The sequence below is a fragment of the Caballeronia sp. LjRoot34 genome (assembly GCF_964253815.1).
Lineage (GTDB): Bacteria > Pseudomonadota > Gammaproteobacteria > Burkholderiales > Burkholderiaceae > Caballeronia.
In genome coordinates, this window is record NZ_CAXUSB020000005.1 from 75,257 (window position 1) to 92,910 (window position 17,654).

Sequence of the window (17,654 nt, forward strand, 5' to 3'; positions counted from 1 at the left end):
CCTTAAGATGGCGATATCGACGACGGGTCGTCTCGCTCGATGCGGTCCAGAAAAAGTGTGGCGGCGAGCAGGTCGGCCGCACCACCGGGAGATGCGTTACGGGCAAGCAGTGCGCAATCGAGGCGATCGAGGTGCTCCCTTCCCGTCGCCGTGCCCGCGCCTCCGGCGGCAAGCGCCTCGGTCGCACCGCGCTTCGCAATGGACAGCGCTTCGTACCCGCCCCGATGCAACAGGCAGGTATCGTCAAGCGACGACATGATGGCCAGCAGCGCGTCAAGCCTTGCCGCATCCTCGCCGTTGCCTCTCGAACGTGACTGCCTCAGCATCGGAAGAGCAAGGGACACGACGTGCGGAAAGCCGTCGGCCGCTTCACCGCGCGCCCCGCGCACGCCATACCGGCGCTTGACGCGCAAGCCGTTCGACAGGGAAAGCGTTGCAAACCGATCGCGATGGCGGGAAATGCTGGCCGCGAACGCAGCCACATCGACCGGGTTCCGCGTGCGCTCACGGGCGGCGGCAGCCACCAGCAAGCCGAGCACCCAGATCGCACCGCGGTGGGTGTTGCTGCCGTGCGTGACGGCGAGCATGGCGTTTTCCGATTCCCGGCCAATTCGACCCAGCGTCTCACGCAAGGCCTGGGCGGGGCTCTCGGCGGCTGCCGCCATCGCCATCGCAGCGAACCCGGGGTGCAACGATTGCGCCGAGCGCACCATCAGCTTCAGGTCGAGATCCGCATGCGCGCCGTTTCCCATGCGGTCCACCAAGGCTGGTTTGGGCGTCAGCTCCGCTTCATCGATCAGCGCCCGCACCGCGGTGCGGGCAAGATAGTCGGACGCATTGCTGCCGGTCTGCGGCGGCGACATGGCGTCAGGCGAAAGGCAACTCGCCCGCGCAGGGTCGGAAAGAGCAAGTCCCTCGGTCTCGGAGACAAAGCACCTGGGGTATTGCGTGGCGAAATCCATCGGCTCACCAGCTCCGGAATTTCGACGGCGGCTCGTACAGTCCGCCGGACCATGCGACCAGATCGTCGATGCTTCGTGCCGCCAGCAGCGAGCGCTTGGCGTCGGTCCGTTTCACGCCGAGATCTTCCGGGTAGGCAACGACGCCGCGTTCACGCAACCCGGCCGTGCGTTTCGGATCCGCCTGGCGGCCTATGTCGGTGACACCAGCGACGGCTGCAAGGGCTGCCCTTCGTTCTTCCCCTTCGACCTTGTACAAATACGCGATGCCTTCCTCGGTGACGACGTGAGTGACATCGTCACCGTAGATCATCACTGGCGCGACCGCCATTCCGCTATGCTTGCCGACCTCGATCGCATCAAGCCGCTCGACGAACGACGGAACCCCGCCTTCCCTGAACGTCTCCACGGTCTGAACGACCAGTTTGCGACCCCTGACGATCGGCGCCTTCGAGGTGATCATTTCAAGCCACGGCGTGCTGCTATGCCGCCTGCCATGCGGGTCATGCCCCATGTTCGGCGCTCCGCCAAACCCGGCCAGCCGGCCGAGGGTGACGGTCGATGAATTGGCGTCCGGATCCATCTGCAGCGTCGATCCGATGAAAAGATCCACACCATATTGGCCGGCCAGCTGGCACAGCACGCGATTCGAGCGCAGGCTGCCATCGTGACCGACGAAGTAGACGTCAGAGCGGGCGCGAATGTACTCCTCCATGCCGACCTCGCTGCCAAACGAATGAACGCTCTGCACCCATCCGCTCTCGATCGCGGGGATCAGCGTCGGATGGGGGTTGAGCGCCCAATTCCGGCAGATCTTTCCTTTAAGGCCGAGTGACTCGCCGTACGTGGGCAAGAGCAGTTCAATCGCAGCCGTGTCGAAGCCGATGCCGTGATTGAGCGCGGTCACGCTATGGCGCTCGTAGATGCCGCGAATCACCATCATGGCCATCAGGATCTGCAGCTCAGTGATATGTCGCGGATCGCGCGTGAACAGCGGCTCGATCGCGAACGGGCGGTCTGCCTCGACGATGAAATCCACCCACGACGACGGAATGTCCACGCGCGGCAGCACGTCGACGATTTCATTGACCTGCGCAATGACGACCCCGTGGCGGAAAGCGGCTGCCTCGACGATCGTCGGCGTGTCCTCGGTATTGGGACCTGTGTACAGGTTGCCTTCCCGATCGGCCTGAACCGCGCAGACCAGCGCGACATCCGGTGTCAGGTCAATGAACATACGGGCATACAGTTCGATGTACGTGTAAATGGCGCCGACTTCGAGCTTGCCGTCCTCGAGCAGTTGGGCAACGCGCAGGCTCTGCGGTCCGGCAAAGGAGAAATCGAGTTTGCGGGCGATGCCTGTCTCGAAGATGTCCAGATGTTCAGGTCGACTGATGGTCGAAATGAGCAGGTGCACGTCGTGAATCACCGCCGGATCGACCTTTGCCAGCGAACGTGAGAGGAAGTCGGCCTGCTTCTGATTGTCGCCTTCCAGGGCGACGCGGTCGCCAGGCTTGATGATTGCCTGAAGAGCATCGACCAGACGCGCAGAGTCGAGAATCTTACCGCTGCTGAAAGGCCGCGCGGCTTTCAGCCTCTCTTTCTTCGCGTCGCTGCGCTGGAACCAGGAGCGCGGAAGTACAACTAGGTCGGTGCTGCCCGTCATAAGTTCATCCTCGATCAAAGGCTGATTGGCTTGCTTACGCGGCTGAAGGCCATCTTCAACCGCCTCGGTCATATCGATTGCGGCTTTTGCCGAGCACCGCTCGATGCGTATTCATCTCCGGGAACACCTGCGATGTCCGATGAAGATCGGAAATGAAGCATGTATTTAAGGTATACCCTAGCGTCATATAAGCCGATGTCGTTGATATGGATCAATTTCACGTAATCCAAGATGAACGTTCGGGATGGGCAGTCACGAGGTAGCGCTCACGCGCGAGAGCCGGGTCATCGAGCAGCGCGCTAAGGCCGCTGCCACGCGGATGCCCCGGGCGGAACACTCGGAGCGACAAGTGAAGATACTCGGGATGGGTCTTCTGTCAGCGTCGAGCGATGCCATCTCGAACGACTCGAACTTATCCTCGATGAGTCGTCCGAGCGTGGCGGACGCGGCAGGAAAACAGCGGGCAAATAATCTGCGCCGGGCTTGCGCTTCGGCAGAAGCGGACCTTCTTCACCCCACCTCGATGGATGGATCGAAAATCTTCCCGCTTACTTCAATCCACGAGCGGTCGAATTGTCCAGACATGGGCGGCTATACTGAGCGATGACGTTTAGCCGATTATATCGACAGCCCCTACGGCTGCAGCACCTCGCAAACGGCCATACAGTTCCTGGCAATTCGAATCCAATCAATTCCTCATCCGGGGAGGATTCACACGATGAACAACTAGGGCGTGTTCACACTAATTGAATTTACCTGTAAACTTCGGGAATGGAACTTACCGAAGCCCAATTTCAAAAGATCGAACATTGTTTGCCGCGTCAGCGTGGCAACGTAAGCATGTCGAATCTTCAAGTGCTAAATGCGATTCTTTACGTTGCTGAGCATGGTTGCAAATGGCGTGGTTTGCCAAAGCGCTTTGGCCGATGGCACACGGTCTATACGCGCATGAACCGTTGGTCCAAAAGTGGCGTGCTGGATCGCGCATTTACCGAACTGCAGCGTGCCCAGATTGTTCGTGTCAGGATCGAGGCGGTCTCGCTGGACAGCACGATTGTAAAAGTGCATCCAGACGGGACTGGCGCATTAAAAAAAACGGACCGCAATCCATCGGCAAGTGCCGGGCCGGATGGACTACCAAGATTCATATGGTTGCCTCGGATGCTCGAACAGCCATAACGTTTTCACTTTCTCCCGGCCAGGCCGGTGATGCCCCCGAAGGACGAGCCTTGCTACAAAGCCTCGGGCCACCGAATCGGCCACTGTACTTGCTGATGGATAAGGCGTATGAGGGCAACGAGACGCGACAACTCGCACTTGACCTGGGCTTCATCCCCGTTGTCCCGCCAAAAAGCAATCGCCTTGAGCCATGGGAATACGATCGGGAAATGTACAAACGTCGAAACGAAGTGGAGCGACTGTTCCGAAGACTCAAAGGCTTCCGTCGCATCTTCTCGCGATTCGACAAGCTGGATGTGATGTTCATCGCTTTCATCAATTTCGCGCTTATCGTCGATGGACTCAGGTAGTGTGAACACGCCCTAGCAAGTGATCGATGACGTTCCATGCGCTTCGTCTCACGCGTTGTTCAGCTCTCCGCGCCGTAGGGCGAATCTGCTCGCCGGTCACGTCGAGTCGCGCTTATGTCCCCATTCGTGGGGCGAGTTGAAGCCGGCGTCGAAGATTCGCTCGATACGGACCTGGTGCGTCGTCGCATGTCGCGCTGCGCTCCACTCGCCCTCCCCTGCTTTTTCATCTACCTTGCCACCGTTTTAAACCGAAACCGCCCTGCTTCCGGCTGGCTCCAGGTCTGATAAGTCGTATTATCGGACCTGCATTTGAATGCTAGAAGCCGAGTAAATTGGGCCGGCCCTATGCTGGAGGCGGCTGACAAACATCTGAAGAAATCGACAACGACGCGGTTTACGTGCTTTATCATCGCGCGGTCTGATCCCGTCCAACATCGCGTTGCTGATCCCGCGCCTGAGCTCATCGCGCCGGCACGAAGTTTCTGTGTGTGTACTGGTACTTTCGCTAGAACCTAAGTCTGCGCGATCTGGTCGAAATAATGGGCGAGCGGAATTGTTGCTGGCACACACGACGATCACTTGCAACTGACACTGCGCGAGGACCATGCCGTCGCTCGCCACCTGGATCGCTCGGTTTGGGCGCAGGCGCCCTGTGGGAGAAACATGATCGACAGATCGCAGCGGGGCCTACTCGTCCACAACCCGCTGGTGACCAACCCACTGCCTCAGATGACATGGGTGAAGGTCTGGACGCACGAATGAAAAGGGCCCTGCGGCCTTTGGTTCAACGGTCTTGCCGCGTGTCCCAAACCCGCAGGATCGCGATGGTAGTGGGCTCCTCCGCGTAGGGCGGCAGGACTTCGTAGTGCAGTTCGTAGCGGCCCGCCAGACAAACCCAGCGATGCACCTCGCGGGCGGGCGGACCGTCGTAGCCATCGAGTTCTTCGCCCAGGCGATGGAAATGGTCTTGCCCCAAGCGTTCCGCTTCGTCGAGCAGTGCGCTGACGGTCTTGCGGGCAGTCGCTGTGTCGTTGAACCTCTTGACGTGCTCCGCGATGCCCCCAAGGTCGGACATCGCCTTGCTGGTGGGAATGACCTTGATCACGCTTTCGGAACCGGAAGTTCCTGGTCGGTCCCGATGCTGTCCGCCCAAGCGTGAGCTTGCTCCATCGACACGAACCGCCCGGCGGTTACGTCGTCCAGGCCCTCTTGAATCAGGCGGCGCTTTTCCGCTTCGCGCGCGAGAAACTGAACCAACGCCTTCTTGATGATCCACTGCTTGGGGCGCTCGATCTGCTCCGAAAGCGCGTCCACTTCCTGCGCGAGCTCGACGGGCACCTGCGCGGTCAGGGTTCGGGTTTCTGCGACCATGGGCAACCTCGTTTGTTGGCGGTAAATAGAAATTATTTTAAACGAATAAGGTGATTTTGGCGAGTATATGTCGAAGCGCACGTTTGACGAGATTAGTGGCTCTGTTGCGATAGGGATGTCTAGGCGAGCAGAGCTTAGATAATATGGATAACTTATTTGTCCAGTGAATAAAACCGCTCGGCGGAAGTCTGACTGCTCTAGCTGTCTTTCAACTGCCCCTTCTTGATCATGTGCAGTTCGATGCTGCTCGGTAGGATGCGAGCACACCGGAAAGTTTTAAACCCGAGCATGGGCCGAGTGCGACGCTTTCCGGAGAAGTTCCGGTCTGGTCTTGCACACCCGATAGAAGCGCCGGAGTTGCTCAAAGCCCCGCGCTTTTCGAGTCGCGCCGCGCGGATTGAGAATCAGGAAGAACTTATCAAGGTGCTTGGTTCGTTTTTCACCACCCGTAACCGGGAGGAATGGTGCGCCTTGAGGCCGATGATGTTCCCCACGCCCCGATTACGACGCAAGCGAAGCACTAGAAGACCCGCAGCCGAAGCATCTAGGGTTGCTTGTAGAAACGGAGCATCCGGTCATGGGGCGTTTTCGGACAGTCCGCTCGCCTGTGACTTTCGATGGTGAGTGGCCCAAAGAAGTATTGGCGCCTCCGACGTCCTGAGGCACTCGGGAGCACAACGATGCGATTCTGTCTGTGTTGCGCGAAAGTGGACGGCGACAATCAGCAAGTCCGGCCGTGTTGCCTCAGGAAAGAATGTTACCCGATAGATTATTGTCGTTTTAGTTTGTTTTGTTTCTTCTTCCTGGTTTGCCAGGCACATAGCGCCCGGCCCCGCCGACTTTCAGGGTTTCCGCAGATCAGGCTTCAGTCGGCGTGGCAGTATGCTTGCGCAAGCTGCCCAGAACCATTTCTTTCACTCGCTCGACGGGCCATGCTTTAACTCGGCGCTGCAACGTCTTAACTGTGCTTTTTTTGCATCGGCGTCCGGAATCATTCTTGGCAACCGATCCATCAACTCGGTGGCCGACGCCCCGGGCTCGGCGATCAACCAACCTTCAATAACCGACCATGCGTCGGCAAACGGATCCGCACGACTTCTCCACCAATGCTTTGCCTTGGGTTGCTTTCGACGGGTCAGACGAGCTTCACCTTCCTTCCATGCCGAGGACAGACTTGCGAGAAAGACCGTACCATCTGATCCGCCCTTTGGCGCTCCTTCAGCGCTCGCGCCATAGGCCGCGAACTTGCTCAATATCTGCTGGGCCGTTCGCATTTCCTGCAACAACCTAACAGGATCGAGGCTCTTGAACGGCGTCTTGAGCCTTTCTTTAATGGCCGGCGTCCATTATTCGGTTAGTGTGCGGCGGGTTCGCGATGGCTTGCAGTTCCCTCTCTGTCCGACGATGCGAGGCGGGTGGTACCGCTTATGCGCGGCCGTTTTGCAATCAAATCCGATACCATCTAAATGAGATGTCGCTCAAATCCGTACAGCCGCTCCGGGTTGTCGGCCAGGATCGCCTGCCTGAGCGCCGGCTCGCCGACCCATTCGCCCGACTGTCGACGAGATCGGTGTCGCCTGGCATGAGTACTCGCATCGATCAATGCAGCGACGAATGGCCACGTGTCTTCGTACGGCGTAGCCGAGACACCCGTGCTTCGATAGGTGCCCGACAGCTTGACCCACGCGAGTCCTTCGCGCACCAGCGCGAGTAAGTCCTGGAAGCCCGCGTTGCCGGCGCCCTTGTGAGCGGGCACAAGCCGAAGTTCGTGCAACCCGATGTCAATCGTGATGAGAAGTTCTCGACGCACTCTCTTCGCCGCAAGCAGGGCGATATAGTCGAGCACCTTGGTGCCCTCTCCTATCTCCGCCAATGTCGTCCCGTACATCCTTGATACCGTACCCTGCGGTGTTTGCGTTTTGATAGCGATTGAATGGATGAAGCCGACGTCCGCGCACGGTATGGGTTTCCTCGTCTCTCTGGCTGTAAGGGCCCGTGTCTGTCTCGAAGTCCGTAGGACTCTGCCATGCGCGCTTCAACGTGCCATGCCAACGGCCGCGCGCCTCGTGAACAGCAGGTCTGCGACGATAAATACCAGCATCACAGCCGGCACCAGCAAGGGTAGTTGAAGCCAGGCGGCCGCTGTAGCGCCCGCGCCCGCACCAACGCTGTAACTAAGCCAGGCCAGTCCCGGCATCAGGACTTCCTTAAGCTCGGGCACCTTGAGCGACTGCTGTCCCGCGGGTCCTGGCAGATAACGGCCGACCAGTGCGTCTGAGAACTTCACCATGTTGTTGGTCACGACGATGGTTTGCAGAGATACCCCTCCGAACGTGGCGATCGTCTCGCCCTGCATCGCCATCGCCAGCGCCAATAAAGGCAACTCGACAGGAATGCGCACCGACGCGTGCAAGCGCACGACGCTGGCGACGGACAAGATCCCCGCCATCACGAGCAACTCGAGCGGGGGACGCCGCAGGTGCCTCTTGATCAGGCTGGAAATGATTCCGCCGACGAAGAACAGCCCGACCGCGAAAGCGATGAGGCCAAACCGGGCCCACTGGGCTTTGGCAAAGGTCATGCCGAGCTGAACCGTATTGCCCGTCATGATGCCGGGATAGATTCCCCCGACATCCATGAATCCGATGACTTCCACATAGCCAGCCACGGCGGCAAGCACCACGACACGTCGAAGCGAGACGGCGAGTGGCAGATCTGCCGGGGGTTGAATCGTCGCGTGCATAGAATGTCCAATGCTTTCCGTGTCCCGGGAGAGCCCGGTTCGCGGTCGGTAGGTCGACTGACGTAAACGTAAAGGAACGCGGCTTGGCTCCGGCGACGAATGACAAGGACACGCGCCCTGCGCGCCATTCGCTCGCGGCGCCCGCCGGTGCCTAGTTCTGTGCCACGGGAATACGCGAGGCGAACTCGGCTCGCACGGCTTTGCCGTGTTGATCGAGGGTGGGCGCGCCCACCCTCGTTTTCGGATCCTCGTAGCCGCTGATCTTGACCGGATTGCCGGGCATCCGGACCCCGCCCGCTTCGATCAGCATGTTGCGGGCCGCAGTCTGGGGAAGTTCGGCCGCCTCGGCCACGTTCAGGAGCGGAGCAACGGGCACGCCTGCTTCGTGGATCACCTTCAACCAATATTGCGCCGCCTGCTTCTTCAGCGTGACCTGCAATTCCTCCTTCAGCACGGCTTGATGCTCCATCCGATCTTGATTCGCTATGAAGCGGGCGTCGGAGGCAAGTTCCGGACGGCCAATGGCGCTGCACAGCCGGCTAAACAGGTGATCGTTCCCGCAGCAGATGACGAAGTGCTTGTCCGATGCCTCGAAGACATCGAACGGCGCCATGTACGGATGCCGATTGCCGATCCTCGTCGGTGCATGGCCGGTGGCGACGTACGCCATGAATCCGTGTTCGAGGAAGGCCAGCGTAGCGTCGAACATGGCCACGTCGACATGCGCGCCCTTGCCGCTTTTCTCCCGTGCATAGAGCGCGCTCGCAATGCCGCTGAACATGAACACGCCGCCGCAAAGATCCGACAGGGAGGTCCCGACGCGAGTGGGAGGACCGTCGGCAAAGCCGGTCTCGTCCATGATGCCGCTCATCGCCTGGATGATCGTGTCATAGGCCGGGAAAGTCGCAAGCGGGCCGGTCTGTCCAAAACCCGAGGACGATGCATAGATCAACCGCGGATTGATCGCCGAGAGTTCTTCGTAGGAGAAGCCCAGATGCTTCATCGTGCCGGGCCGAAAGTTCTCGGCCAGCACGTCGGCCTGCCGGACCATGTTCAGGAAAATCTCCCGGTCGCCCTCGGCTTTAAGATCGAGCACAACACTTTCTTTCCCGCGATTCACGAAACTGAAATAGAGAGACTGGTCCTTTACAAAGGGTCCATAGGTACGGGTGTCGTCACCGTGACCCGGTTGCTCGATCTTGATGACGCGCGCGCCGAGATCACTCAGGATCGTCGTGCCAAAAGGACCATTGAGAACATGGGTCATATCGATCACGAGCAGGCCCGAAAAAGGACCCGCGACTCTTTCGACTTGGGCGGATGACATTGCAGACTACCTCTATGAATGGTGATGCGGGTTCGCATGGCTTCATGCCGGCAACCCGCGTATCCGAGACCTGCGTGGAAACCTGCATCGCGGCGCTCGTGCATGGTTCGCCTTACTTCCTGCCGCCGACAGCGCTTTGCGGGTTCAGACTTTTGAGATGACCGCTTTCGGTCCCGGTTTTAGGGTCGATCACACAGTTGATAAGTGCCGGCTTTCCTGACTCAAGCGCATCGGTCAGCGCCTTGGAAAGGCTCTGTGGATCCTTGACGTAGTGGCCGGCTCCGCCGAATGCTTCGATGAGCCTTTCGTAGTGCGCATCCTTCATGAGGACGGTCGGCCCGGGGTCCGATTGGCCGCTGCGATTGACATCGTCGCCCCGGTAGACCCCGCCGTTATTGAAGACCACGACGACGATCGGCAACTGGTACCGGCAAATGGTTTCGAGTTCCATGCCGCTGAAACCGAGGGCACTGTCGCCTTCGATGGCAACAACGGACTTGCCGCTGACGATCGCGGCGCCGATGGCGTACCCCATGCCGATTCCCATCACACCCCATGTCCCGGAGTCGAGACGCTTGCGCGGCTCGTGCATATCGATGATGTTGCGGCCGAAGTCGAGAGTGTTGGCTCCTTCATTGACGACGAAGACATCCGGCCTTTTCGCGAGCACGTCGCGAATCGCCCGAAACGAGTTGTAGAAGTCCATCGGGCTCGGATTGGCGTCGAGGTGCGCCGCCATGCGCTCGGCATTGTGCCGTTTATGTTCGGCGATCGCGTCGCGCCATGCGGGGCTGACGCAAACCTGCCCCGGCTTGAGCGCTGCCAGCAACGCCGACATGGCAGAGCCGATGTCGCCGATGACAGGCGCGGCAACGGGACGATTGCTGTCTATTTCCGTGGGACAGATGTCCAGTTGGATGTAGCGCACGGTGGGTGACCATTGTGGTCCCTTTCCGTGGGCAAGCAGCCAATTGAGCCGCGCGCCGATCAGCATCACGACGTCGGCCTGGGCAAGCACGAACGATCGCGCCGCGGCCGCGCACTGGGGATGGTCGTCGCGCAGGAGCCCCTTCGCCATAGACATCGGCAGAAAGGGAATACCGGTTGTCTCGAGGAACGACCGGATATCGTCGTCAGCCTGCGCGTAGGCAGCGCCCTTGCCGAGAATGACGAGCGGGTGCTGTGCGTTCGCGAGCAGGTCGAGCGCGCGCGCAATGGAATCGGGTGCCGGGATCTGCCGGGGCGCCGGATCGACCACGCGGATCAGCGATTGCGCAGCCGTGTCCGCGTCGAGCGAGGCGCCGAGCACATCCGCAGGCAAGTCCAGATAAACGCCGCCAGGACGGCCCGATATGGCCGCGCGGATGGCGCGCGCCACGCCGATGCCGATATCTTCGGGCTTGTTGACCCTGAAGGCCGCCTTGACGTAAGGCTTGGCGGCATTCATCTGATCGAGTTCCTCGTAGTCGCCCTGCTGCAGATCGACAATCGCCCGGTTGCTCGATCCGCTGATCTGGATCATCGGAAAACCGTTCGTGGTCGCGTTGGCGAGCGCCACCATGCCGTTGAGGAAACCTGGGGCGGAAACGGTCAGGCAGATCCCCGGTTTCTGCGTCAGGTAGCCCGAGATCGCAGCTGCGTTTCCAGCCGACTGCTCATGCCGGAAGCCGATGTACCTGATGCCTTCCGCCTGGGCGAGGCGGGCCAGGTCGGTGATGGGAATGCCCACGACGCCATAGATAGTGTCGATTCCGTTGAGCTTGAGGGCGTCGACCACGAGATGAAACCCGTCGGTCGCAGGTGGAGATTGCGCTTCGATAACCATCGTGAAAAACCTTTCGCAATGACTGGATTGCGTAGAATTCGTTTGACCGCGAAGCCATGTCCGGCTCGGTCCTCACGGCAATGACACGGCGCCGTCAGACGACCTTCGCCTCACGCATCCTAGCGATCTGGACCGGGCTATACCCGAGGCCCGCGAGCACTTCGTCCGTATGCTCGCCGAGCAATGGAGACCCGGTGATCTCCGGGGTGAAGTCCGAGAACTTGATCGGGCTTCCGACGGTGAGATAGGTGCCGCGGATTTTCTGCTTGACTTCGACCACGGTGCCGCTCGAACGCAACGCCGGATCGTAGGCGATGTCCTTCATGCTGAGCACAGGGGCGCAGGGAACCCCAAACTTGCGCAGAATCTCCACCGCCTCGAACTTGGTCTTGTCAGCCAGCCACTTTTCGATGTCGGCGAAGATATCGAAGATGTGCGGCTGGCGCGCGTGCGCCGTCGCGTAGGCGGGATCCTCGGCCCATTCCGGCTTGCCGAGCGCCTGGCAGGTTGGGCCCCAGTCCTGCTCCTGGATAGTGAAATAGATGTACGCGTTCGGATCCGACTCCCAACCCTTGCACTTGAGCACCCAGCCCGGCTGACCGCCGCCGCCGGCATTGCCCCCGCGAGGCACCACATCGCTGAACGTGCCGTTGGGATACTGCGGATATTCCTCCAGGAAGCCGACGCGCTCCAATCGCTGCTGGTCGCGCAGCTTGACGCGGCACAGGTTCAGCACGGCGTCCTGCATCGAGACCGCGACCTTTTGGCCCTTGCCCGTTTTCTGACGCCCGATCAGGGCCGTCAGGATGCCGATTGCCAGATGCATGCCGGTATTGCTGTCGCCTAAGGCCGCCGCGCTGATGGTAGGCGGGCCGTCCCAAAAGCCGGTGGTCGAGGCGGCCCCTCCGGCGCATTGCGCGACATTCTCATACACCTTGATGTCCGCATACGGGGAGTTGTCGCTGAAACCCTTGACCGAGCCGAAGATGATCTTCGGGTTGAGTTCCTGGATATGTTCCCAGGTGAACCCCATCCGGTCCATCGCGCCGGGCCCGAAATTTTCGACCAGCACATCGGCTTCCCGAATGAGCTTCTCCATGATCTCCTTGCCTTCCGGCGTCTTGGTATTCAATTCCAGCGACTTCTTGTTGCTGTTGAGCATCGTGAAATAAAGGGCATCCACATCGGGAATGTCACGGAGTTGACGGCGCGTGACATCGCCCACTCCCGGCCGCTCGACCTTCAGCACCTCCGCTCCGAACCACGCCAGTAATTGCGTGCAGGCAGGACCCGCCTGTACGCCCGTGAAGTCGATAACTTTGATTCCCGCAAGAGGTAAGCTCATGGTGTAACTCCGGTGTAAGTGCAATGAATGGCAAATGCGGACTCCATCGGTGCTGCTGCCCAAGACGCGTGCCTGATCGGCCGCGAACGGGTCTCAAACGCCAACGAGTGCCTAGCTATGCCCGGAGCCTGCTTCGACTTCGAAGGCGCCGCGTGGGTGGACCTGGCCGACTCTATAGCGGTAGGAGGCCGCGAATATGACCTGTATCAAACATCGGTCGACACGCGATTCCCGCATTTATTTCTGTTTGTTTATCGTTTTCATTGTCCGACGGGCGTTCGTAAGGAAAGCCGTGAATGTCCGGTCGCGATGAATGGCGATGCCGTCGCAGTTGATACAATCAATCGTCGCAGCTGCTGCGCGGTTAGCGTTGTCCTCATGGCGCAGCGCGGTCGCGAGCAATACCGCCAATGCACCGGTGCTTGCGCACCGAGAGCGATCCATGGAGGGCCCCTCTTTCACAACCGCACCTTCGATGAACTCGCGATCCGCGAATCGGCCTCGCTCGTTCGCCTTGCCGGACTCGACAAATATCCAGCTGTTCGCCGTGATATCGGGCGATGTCAATCCCGCACATGTCGATGCCGCGTTCGGCGCTCATCACAGGTTTGGCCATGCGGTCATGCAGGGCATGTGGACGGCGGACCTGTACTCGGCGCTGCTGGGCACGCGACTGCCTGGACCGGACACGGATCTACCTCGACCAGGAGTTGCAGTTCCAGCATCCGTTCGTGCCGGGTGATCTCGTGACGGCCACGGTGAACGTGAGGGAAAAGCGCGCGGACAAGCGGATCGTGCATCTCGATACGCGTTGCACTAACCAGCACGGCGACGTGGTCCTGCTCGGCGTGGCCACGGTGATCGCGTCGGCCGAGCCTGTGACATGGTCGCGTAGAGCCCATCCGGACGTCTCGGTGCGCCAGCACGATCGTTACCGCGTTCATCCGCGAAGCCAAAGCGCTGCCTTCGCTGCGCACGGCCATCGTGCATCCTTGTTCCGCGGAAGCGATCGCAGCCGCGATCGAGGCCCGCAACGAGGGAATGATCGGCCCCGTGTAGATCGGACCGGAAGCAAAGATCAGGGCCGCCACGGAACGGGCGCAGATGAGTCTCGTAGGGGTGGCGATCGACGCGGTCGAGTACAGCCTTGCGGCCGCGGCGCGTGTCGTGGAAATGGGCGCCACGGGCGAGGCGGCCACGCAAATGAAGAGCAGCCTGCGAACGAGCGAACTGCTCGCGGCGATCGTGAGACGACCTCAGGCTGCGCATCGAACGGCGCATTAGCCACGCGTATACGATGGAGGTCCAGGCTTATCCAAGGCACTCGTTCGTCACCGACGCCGCGATCAATGTCACGCTCTTGCTCAAGCAGAAACGCGATATCTACCAGAACACGATCGACCTACTGCACCTGCGGGGCATCGAAACGCCGCGCGTGGCCGTGCTCGCCGCAGTGGAGACCGCGAATGCCGCGGCTCTGACCGTGATGGCGGCGCGAGGCCAGATGCAAGGCGCTGGGCAACGCCCGCTCGTCTTCGACAACGCCATCAGCCTGAGGCCGCGAGGACCTGGGCATCGTCTCGCCGGGTACGGGCAGGCGGACATCCTGCCCGTACCCGACCTGAAAGCCGGCAACATGCTGGCAAAGCAGATGATCTACTCCGCCTAGTGCTCGGCGCGCGCCCGCGGATCGTCCTGACCAGCCGGGCTAACAGCCTGCGCGCGGTTCGGGTCCGTGACGCTTGCCCGCAACGTCGCGCATCGCAGCCTTCGTCACGTTCAGGGAGCAACGGCATGAGTGACTTCATCGATCTGCGCGGTACAGCATTGAGGTTATGCCCGTGATCGTCAAAGCACAGATCAAAGGGACTAGCGGAATCCATCCGTGCGTCGCTGATAAATTATACGATCCGGAAATATGAGGAATACTTTGCATATTGACCTCTCTCGCGCCTCAGACGATACCGCGAAAAACCTTTCGAAGACACTAGATTCCTGCAAAGGGGCCAACTGCATTGCTATTCTGAGGAAGTTACTGACTAGTGCCCGCACCTATTCCAGCCTTCTTCTCTGCCTTCTGCAAATCATCTGGATAGTTCGGGTCGTCTTGTCCCGGACGATATCCTGCCTCCTCAAGCTTCTTCAATTCGGCGCTTCGCTTTGCTCGGGCCTGTTTGCGCTCAGCCCGGCGTTCCTCCCGAGCCTGCTCTCGCGCCACTTTGCGTTCAGCCTTGGTCGGCTTTGCTTGAGATGCCTTCACGGTTGCACCATTGACGACTGGAGCCGCATCTGAAGCGAAATCAGTGACATGACTACCGGAGCTTGCAGTCTGTTCTGTCGCCGAAGCGATAGAGCAGACGGTCAGTACAGCTGTAGCTACGAGTACCCCAAATTTCTTTTTCGTTAAAAACAACATGTTCCTCTCCCATTGATAAAGGTAATTAGCTCGTTTGCCACAAAGACGACGCAGCAGCATGTGTGTCCCGCTTCGCACGACGGTAACTGTGCATCCAATTGGGTCACCGCATTCCGCGTCAATCGTTACCAGATTCACAATTCAATCTATCGGGGCGTTTCTCTCCGACGACTTTCAGAGTCGCTGCTAAGACCATCGGTTCGTTTTCGCACTGGTGGCTTCGGCCACCCGCTCGATAATGTTGGTTATTAAATTATTACCGCAACGAGAGTCGCAATATTGATCTGTGTCATATGACCAAAAAGTCTACGCGTCTCGGAGGATCATTTGGTCGCCGGTTTTGGCGTATTGTGCGACGCGCACGTTCGGATTGGGCAGCAAGTTGGCAATAATCTCTTGCGGTGTGAATCGCGGCAGGCTCCTAATCTGGCATTCCTTGTTGGGAAGCCCACAACGCGATCGTGCATCGGTCGGCATGCGAGGCAACAGATCGCAAGTCGACGTTTATGGGTCAAACTGTCGGATAACAAACCGCCCTATTTTTTGCCATGAAGGCCAGATCCGAAGGCGGACGTAACGTCGATGCGGCAAAGTGCGCCGGATCTTCGGACACCCGGCGCTCGGTGCCTGCACCGAGCGCCGCGAGCGATGCAAGCTGGTCCAACTTCGCCTCGCAGCGCCTTCAGAAGATGTTTCGAAAGCCGCAGCGTCATCGCCACGCATACATCATCGCGGGGCCGCCGCCCATGATGAGGTAACACTTACCGTGTCAAAGAGTCTCCTGTTGCGCGGCACCCACATGCAGTGCGCCATGCGCATGGTATGCAATACAGTCACCGCAACCCAATCGCTATGGACAAAGCCATCAGCTCCTTGTGTGCTTCGTCGATAATGAGCCACCCGCAATGGCTCCTTGTGGAGGTGTTCGAAGCCGGTCATGGGACCGGATATCTCACGCCGCATCTTTCCAAGCAGTGTTTGCAATTCGTGGTGCCGTTCCGGATCGCTTGCTTCCATGACTTATCTCCTTCAAATTCGTGTGGGATATCAGATTGCGCAGTGTTGCGGCTATAGAAGGCTTCGCCCGGAACAACGCGTGTCGTATGGGTGTTCAGTCTTTTTGCCGCTGTGTGCCGCGCCAGTACCGTTGATATCCAAAGCGAACGGCGTACGTCAAGCCAATGACGACACCTGCGACGGCGAGCCAAAGCAGGCAAACGTAACCCACCAGTTGCCGGAATTCACCAATCCGATCCTGCATGACAGACGCCATATAGGAATGCAGATCATCTGCAGCATCCGGGAACGTAGTTCGGTAAAGGAAAAAGGACCGGCAAATATCGCTGTCCGGCTGTCTTGCGAGAAGTAGAGAGCCAGCTCGCATCGCGCGAACTTCGGCGCACTCTGGTGCCCCCATGCCGACCACGATCGATCTGTCGATTGGATGGTCATAAGTCGAACCAGCCCATGTCATACCGATCGCAATTATTACCATAAGGATTACTACATTAACTGACACGACTAACCATCGGTATCGATTTCGTCGACTCGCGCATCGCATCACTGCCGCTCCTTTTACTCATCCTGACGCAATGTCTAATATCAGGATAAGTTCGACATACCGGCGCGCAATTGCGCCACATCAACGCCGGTGACAACACTGCGCTTGTGGCGCGTTACCGGTTACAAAACTGCGCGTCCTGGAGCAATCGAAGACCGGGCGCGTGAGTTTGCGTTCCGATAGCAGCTGGCGGAAATGCACTCATTCACGATGCTCCATTGCAGACCGTGTGTATCGTTGTGTAGCGTAAAAGCGCGCTAGCAGCCATAAGCTAGCAGCCATAAAAATGCTGCCGCGCGAAGGACCGGACGCGTTCCATGTGCTGCGCGGCCACGGTCTCCGGCAAAGACGGAGCGATCTCGTCGAAATGAAGATGGTCGATCAATTCGAAGCCAGTTGATCGGAAGATATGGGTATCCTGCAGGACCTGCACGGCGTTCCAGTTACCGCTCTTCACCAATAGTGGTAGCGGCGCGCCCGAGCAGGTAATCAGGACTGCCTTCTTCCCTCCTAGCAGGCCGTGCACCACACCTTGACTGGATTCGTAAGCGAAGCCGCGGGCGAAGACCCGGTCGACGTAGCCTTTCATCATCGCCGGCATCGACATCCACCAGAGCGGATAAATCAAGGCAAGGACATCGGCGGCGCGAATCTCATCCTGCGCCAGCGCCACATCGGCGCAGACCGGCTGTCCGGCACTAGCGGGCGTCAACTCGCGTGCAGTCAAGGCAGGGTCGAAACCCATGCGATAAAGATCACATGTCCGCTGGGTATGTCCGAGCTTTTCCAGTTCATCGGTATAGGCACGCGTGAGTCCCATCGTAAAGCTGTCTTCGACGGGATGTGCCACCACGACCACGTGTTTCATATATTCTCCAAAATTTAACCTAACGCATCCTGATAGACTGTTCA

General features: G+C 59.3%; 16 protein-coding genes and 2 pseudogenes. 3 read left to right on the top strand and 15 right to left on the bottom strand.

The genetic code is table 11. The features are described 5' to 3' along the window. Positions 1-2: 2 nt before the first annotated feature. Positions 3-962 carry a triphosphoribosyl-dephospho-CoA synthase gene (locus ACSQ36_RS43805; protein WP_436187081.1) on the bottom strand — a complete coding sequence of 320 codons (960 nt, stop codon included), beginning with the start codon at positions 960-962 and terminating at the stop codon, positions 3-5. Positions 963-966: 4 nt separating this feature from the next. Then, complete coding sequence (gene mdcA / locus ACSQ36_RS43810; protein WP_436187105.1) at positions 967-2,625, bottom strand: malonate decarboxylase subunit alpha; 1,659 nt, start codon at positions 2,623-2,625, stop codon at positions 967-969. A 771-nt stretch (positions 2,626-3,396) separates the two neighbouring features. Between mdcA and ACSQ36_RS43815 the strand changes: the two genes are divergently transcribed. Next, positions 3,397-4,154, top strand: a protein-coding gene (locus ACSQ36_RS43815; RefSeq protein WP_089165898.1) for an IS5 family transposase whose coding sequence is annotated in 2 segments (ribosomal slippage) — positions 3,397-3,712 and positions 3,712-4,154 — 759 coding nt in all. Because the reading frame shifts where the segments join, the coding sequence is not laid out codon by codon here. A gap of 784 nt (positions 4,155-4,938) precedes the next feature. Here ACSQ36_RS43815 and ACSQ36_RS43820 read toward each other — a convergent pair. The 3 genes and pseudogenes from ACSQ36_RS43820 to ACSQ36_RS43830 all read right to left on the bottom strand — a co-directional run. Beyond that, positions 4,939-5,259: a type II toxin-antitoxin system RelE/ParE family toxin gene (locus ACSQ36_RS43820; protein WP_436187082.1), complete on the bottom strand. Its 321-nt coding sequence runs from the start codon at positions 5,257-5,259 to the stop codon at positions 4,939-4,941. Then, positions 5,256-5,525, bottom strand: coding sequence for a CopG family ribbon-helix-helix protein (locus tag ACSQ36_RS43825; RefSeq protein WP_436187083.1), 270 nt, complete (start codon positions 5,523-5,525; stop codon positions 5,256-5,258). The genes ACSQ36_RS43820 and ACSQ36_RS43825 overlap by 4 nt, the downstream gene beginning before the upstream one ends. Before the next feature lie 197 nt (positions 5,526-5,722). Then, positions 5,723-5,833, bottom strand: a pseudogene (locus ACSQ36_RS43830) (IS6 family transposase); the annotation flags it as partial. On the opposite strand from ACSQ36_RS43830, the gene ACSQ36_RS43835 reads away from it, so the two are divergent. Next, positions 5,814-6,149 (top strand): CoA transferase, encoded by a 336-nt coding sequence (locus tag ACSQ36_RS43835; protein WP_436187084.1) that lies wholly within the window; start codon positions 5,814-5,816, stop codon positions 6,147-6,149. The pseudogene ACSQ36_RS43830 and the gene ACSQ36_RS43835 sit on opposite strands and share 20 nt — an antisense overlap. Positions 6,150-6,439: 290 nt before the next feature. Here the strand turns inward: ACSQ36_RS43835 and ACSQ36_RS43840 are convergent, their stop codons facing one another. The 6 genes from ACSQ36_RS43840 to frc form a co-directional block, all read right to left on the bottom strand. Continuing rightward, positions 6,440-6,799, bottom strand: a complete 360-nt coding sequence (locus ACSQ36_RS43840; RefSeq protein WP_436187085.1) for a hypothetical protein — start codon at positions 6,797-6,799, stop codon at positions 6,440-6,442. A 188-nt stretch (positions 6,800-6,987) separates the two neighbouring features. Further along, positions 6,988-7,488 (bottom strand): DUF3562 domain-containing protein, encoded by a 501-nt coding sequence (locus tag ACSQ36_RS43845; RefSeq protein ID WP_436187106.1) that lies wholly within the window; start codon positions 7,486-7,488, stop codon positions 6,988-6,990. 72 nt (positions 7,489-7,560) lie between these two features. After that, entirely contained in the window at positions 7,561-8,268 is a 708-nt protein-coding gene (locus ACSQ36_RS43850; RefSeq protein ID WP_436187086.1) for a YoaK family protein, read from the bottom strand. A gap of 151 nt (positions 8,269-8,419) precedes the next feature. Continuing rightward, on the bottom strand, positions 8,420-9,595 hold the full coding sequence (gene yfdE / locus ACSQ36_RS43855) for a CoA:oxalate CoA-transferase (RefSeq protein WP_436187087.1): 1,176 nt from the start codon (positions 9,593-9,595) through the stop codon (positions 8,420-8,422). A 112-nt stretch (positions 9,596-9,707) separates the two neighbouring features. After that, positions 9,708-11,420 carry an oxalyl-CoA decarboxylase gene (oxc, locus tag ACSQ36_RS43860; protein WP_436187088.1) on the bottom strand — a complete coding sequence of 571 codons (1,713 nt, stop codon included), beginning with the start codon at positions 11,418-11,420 and terminating at the stop codon, positions 9,708-9,710. Positions 11,421-11,514: 94 nt separating this feature from the next. Continuing rightward, the gene (frc, locus tag ACSQ36_RS43865; protein ID WP_213767668.1) at positions 11,515-12,765 is read right to left on the bottom strand and encodes a formyl-CoA transferase; all 1,251 of its coding nucleotides are present in this window, start codon (positions 12,763-12,765) and stop codon (positions 11,515-11,517) included. Positions 12,766-13,203: 438 nt separating this feature from the next. Between frc and ACSQ36_RS43870 the strand changes: the two are divergent. Next, positions 13,204-14,563: pseudogene (locus ACSQ36_RS43870) on the top strand (bifunctional enoyl-CoA hydratase/phosphate acetyltransferase). A 234-nt stretch (positions 14,564-14,797) separates the two neighbouring features. Here the strand turns inward: ACSQ36_RS43870 and ACSQ36_RS43875 are convergent. From ACSQ36_RS43875 to ACSQ36_RS43890, 4 genes are all read right to left on the bottom strand, one after another. Next, entirely contained in the window at positions 14,798-15,181 is a 384-nt protein-coding gene (locus tag ACSQ36_RS43875) for a hypothetical protein (RefSeq protein ID WP_436187089.1), read from the bottom strand. 726 nt (positions 15,182-15,907) lie between these two features. Beyond that, a complete protein-coding gene (locus ACSQ36_RS43880; protein ID WP_436187090.1) occupies positions 15,908-16,198 on the bottom strand; it encodes a hypothetical protein in 291 nt (96 codons plus the stop codon). A gap of 94 nt (positions 16,199-16,292) precedes the next feature. Continuing rightward, a complete protein-coding gene (locus tag ACSQ36_RS43885; protein ID WP_436187091.1) occupies positions 16,293-16,442 on the bottom strand; it encodes a hypothetical protein in 150 nt (49 codons plus the stop codon). Positions 16,443-17,013: 571 nt separating this feature from the next. Then, positions 17,014-17,610, bottom strand: a complete 597-nt coding sequence (locus ACSQ36_RS43890; RefSeq protein WP_436187092.1) for an NAD(P)H-dependent oxidoreductase — start codon at positions 17,608-17,610, stop codon at positions 17,014-17,016. Positions 17,611-17,654: the final 44 nt, after the last annotated feature.

Coding starts and splice junctions, on each gene's coding strand:
- ACSQ36_RS43805 (WP_436187081.1), bottom strand. CDS start 962: ATGGATTTCGCCACGCAATACCCCAGGTGCTTTGTCTCCGAGACCGAG.
- mdcA (WP_436187105.1), bottom strand. CDS start 2,625: ATGACGGGCAGCACCGACCTAGTTGTACTTCCGCGCTCCTGGTTCCAG.
- ACSQ36_RS43825 (WP_436187083.1), bottom strand. CDS start 5,525: ATGGTCGCAGAAACCCGAACCCTGACCGCGCAGGTGCCCGTCGAGCTC.
- ACSQ36_RS43835 (WP_436187084.1), top strand. CDS start 5,814: ATGGGCCGAGTGCGACGCTTTCCGGAGAAGTTCCGGTCTGGTCTTGCA.
- ACSQ36_RS43840 (WP_436187085.1), bottom strand. CDS start 6,799: ATGCGAACGGCCCAGCAGATATTGAGCAAGTTCGCGGCCTATGGCGCG.
- ACSQ36_RS43850 (WP_436187086.1), bottom strand. CDS start 8,268: ATGCACGCGACGATTCAACCCCCGGCAGATCTGCCACTCGCCGTCTCG.
- yfdE (WP_436187087.1), bottom strand. CDS start 9,595: ATGTCATCCGCCCAAGTCGAAAGAGTCGCGGGTCCTTTTTCGGGCCTG.
- oxc (WP_436187088.1), bottom strand. CDS start 11,420: ATGGTTATCGAAGCGCAATCTCCACCTGCGACCGACGGGTTTCATCTC.
- frc (WP_213767668.1), bottom strand. CDS start 12,765: ATGAGCTTACCTCTTGCGGGAATCAAAGTTATCGACTTCACGGGCGTA.
- ACSQ36_RS43875 (WP_436187089.1), bottom strand. CDS start 15,181: ATGTTGTTTTTAACGAAAAAGAAATTTGGGGTACTCGTAGCTACAGCT.
- ACSQ36_RS43880 (WP_436187090.1), bottom strand. CDS start 16,198: ATGGAAGCAAGCGATCCGGAACGGCACCACGAATTGCAAACACTGCTT.
- ACSQ36_RS43885 (WP_436187091.1), bottom strand. CDS start 16,442: ATGCAGGATCGGATTGGTGAATTCCGGCAACTGGTGGGTTACGTTTGC.
- ACSQ36_RS43890 (WP_436187092.1), bottom strand. CDS start 17,610: ATGAAACACGTGGTCGTGGTGGCACATCCCGTCGAAGACAGCTTTACG.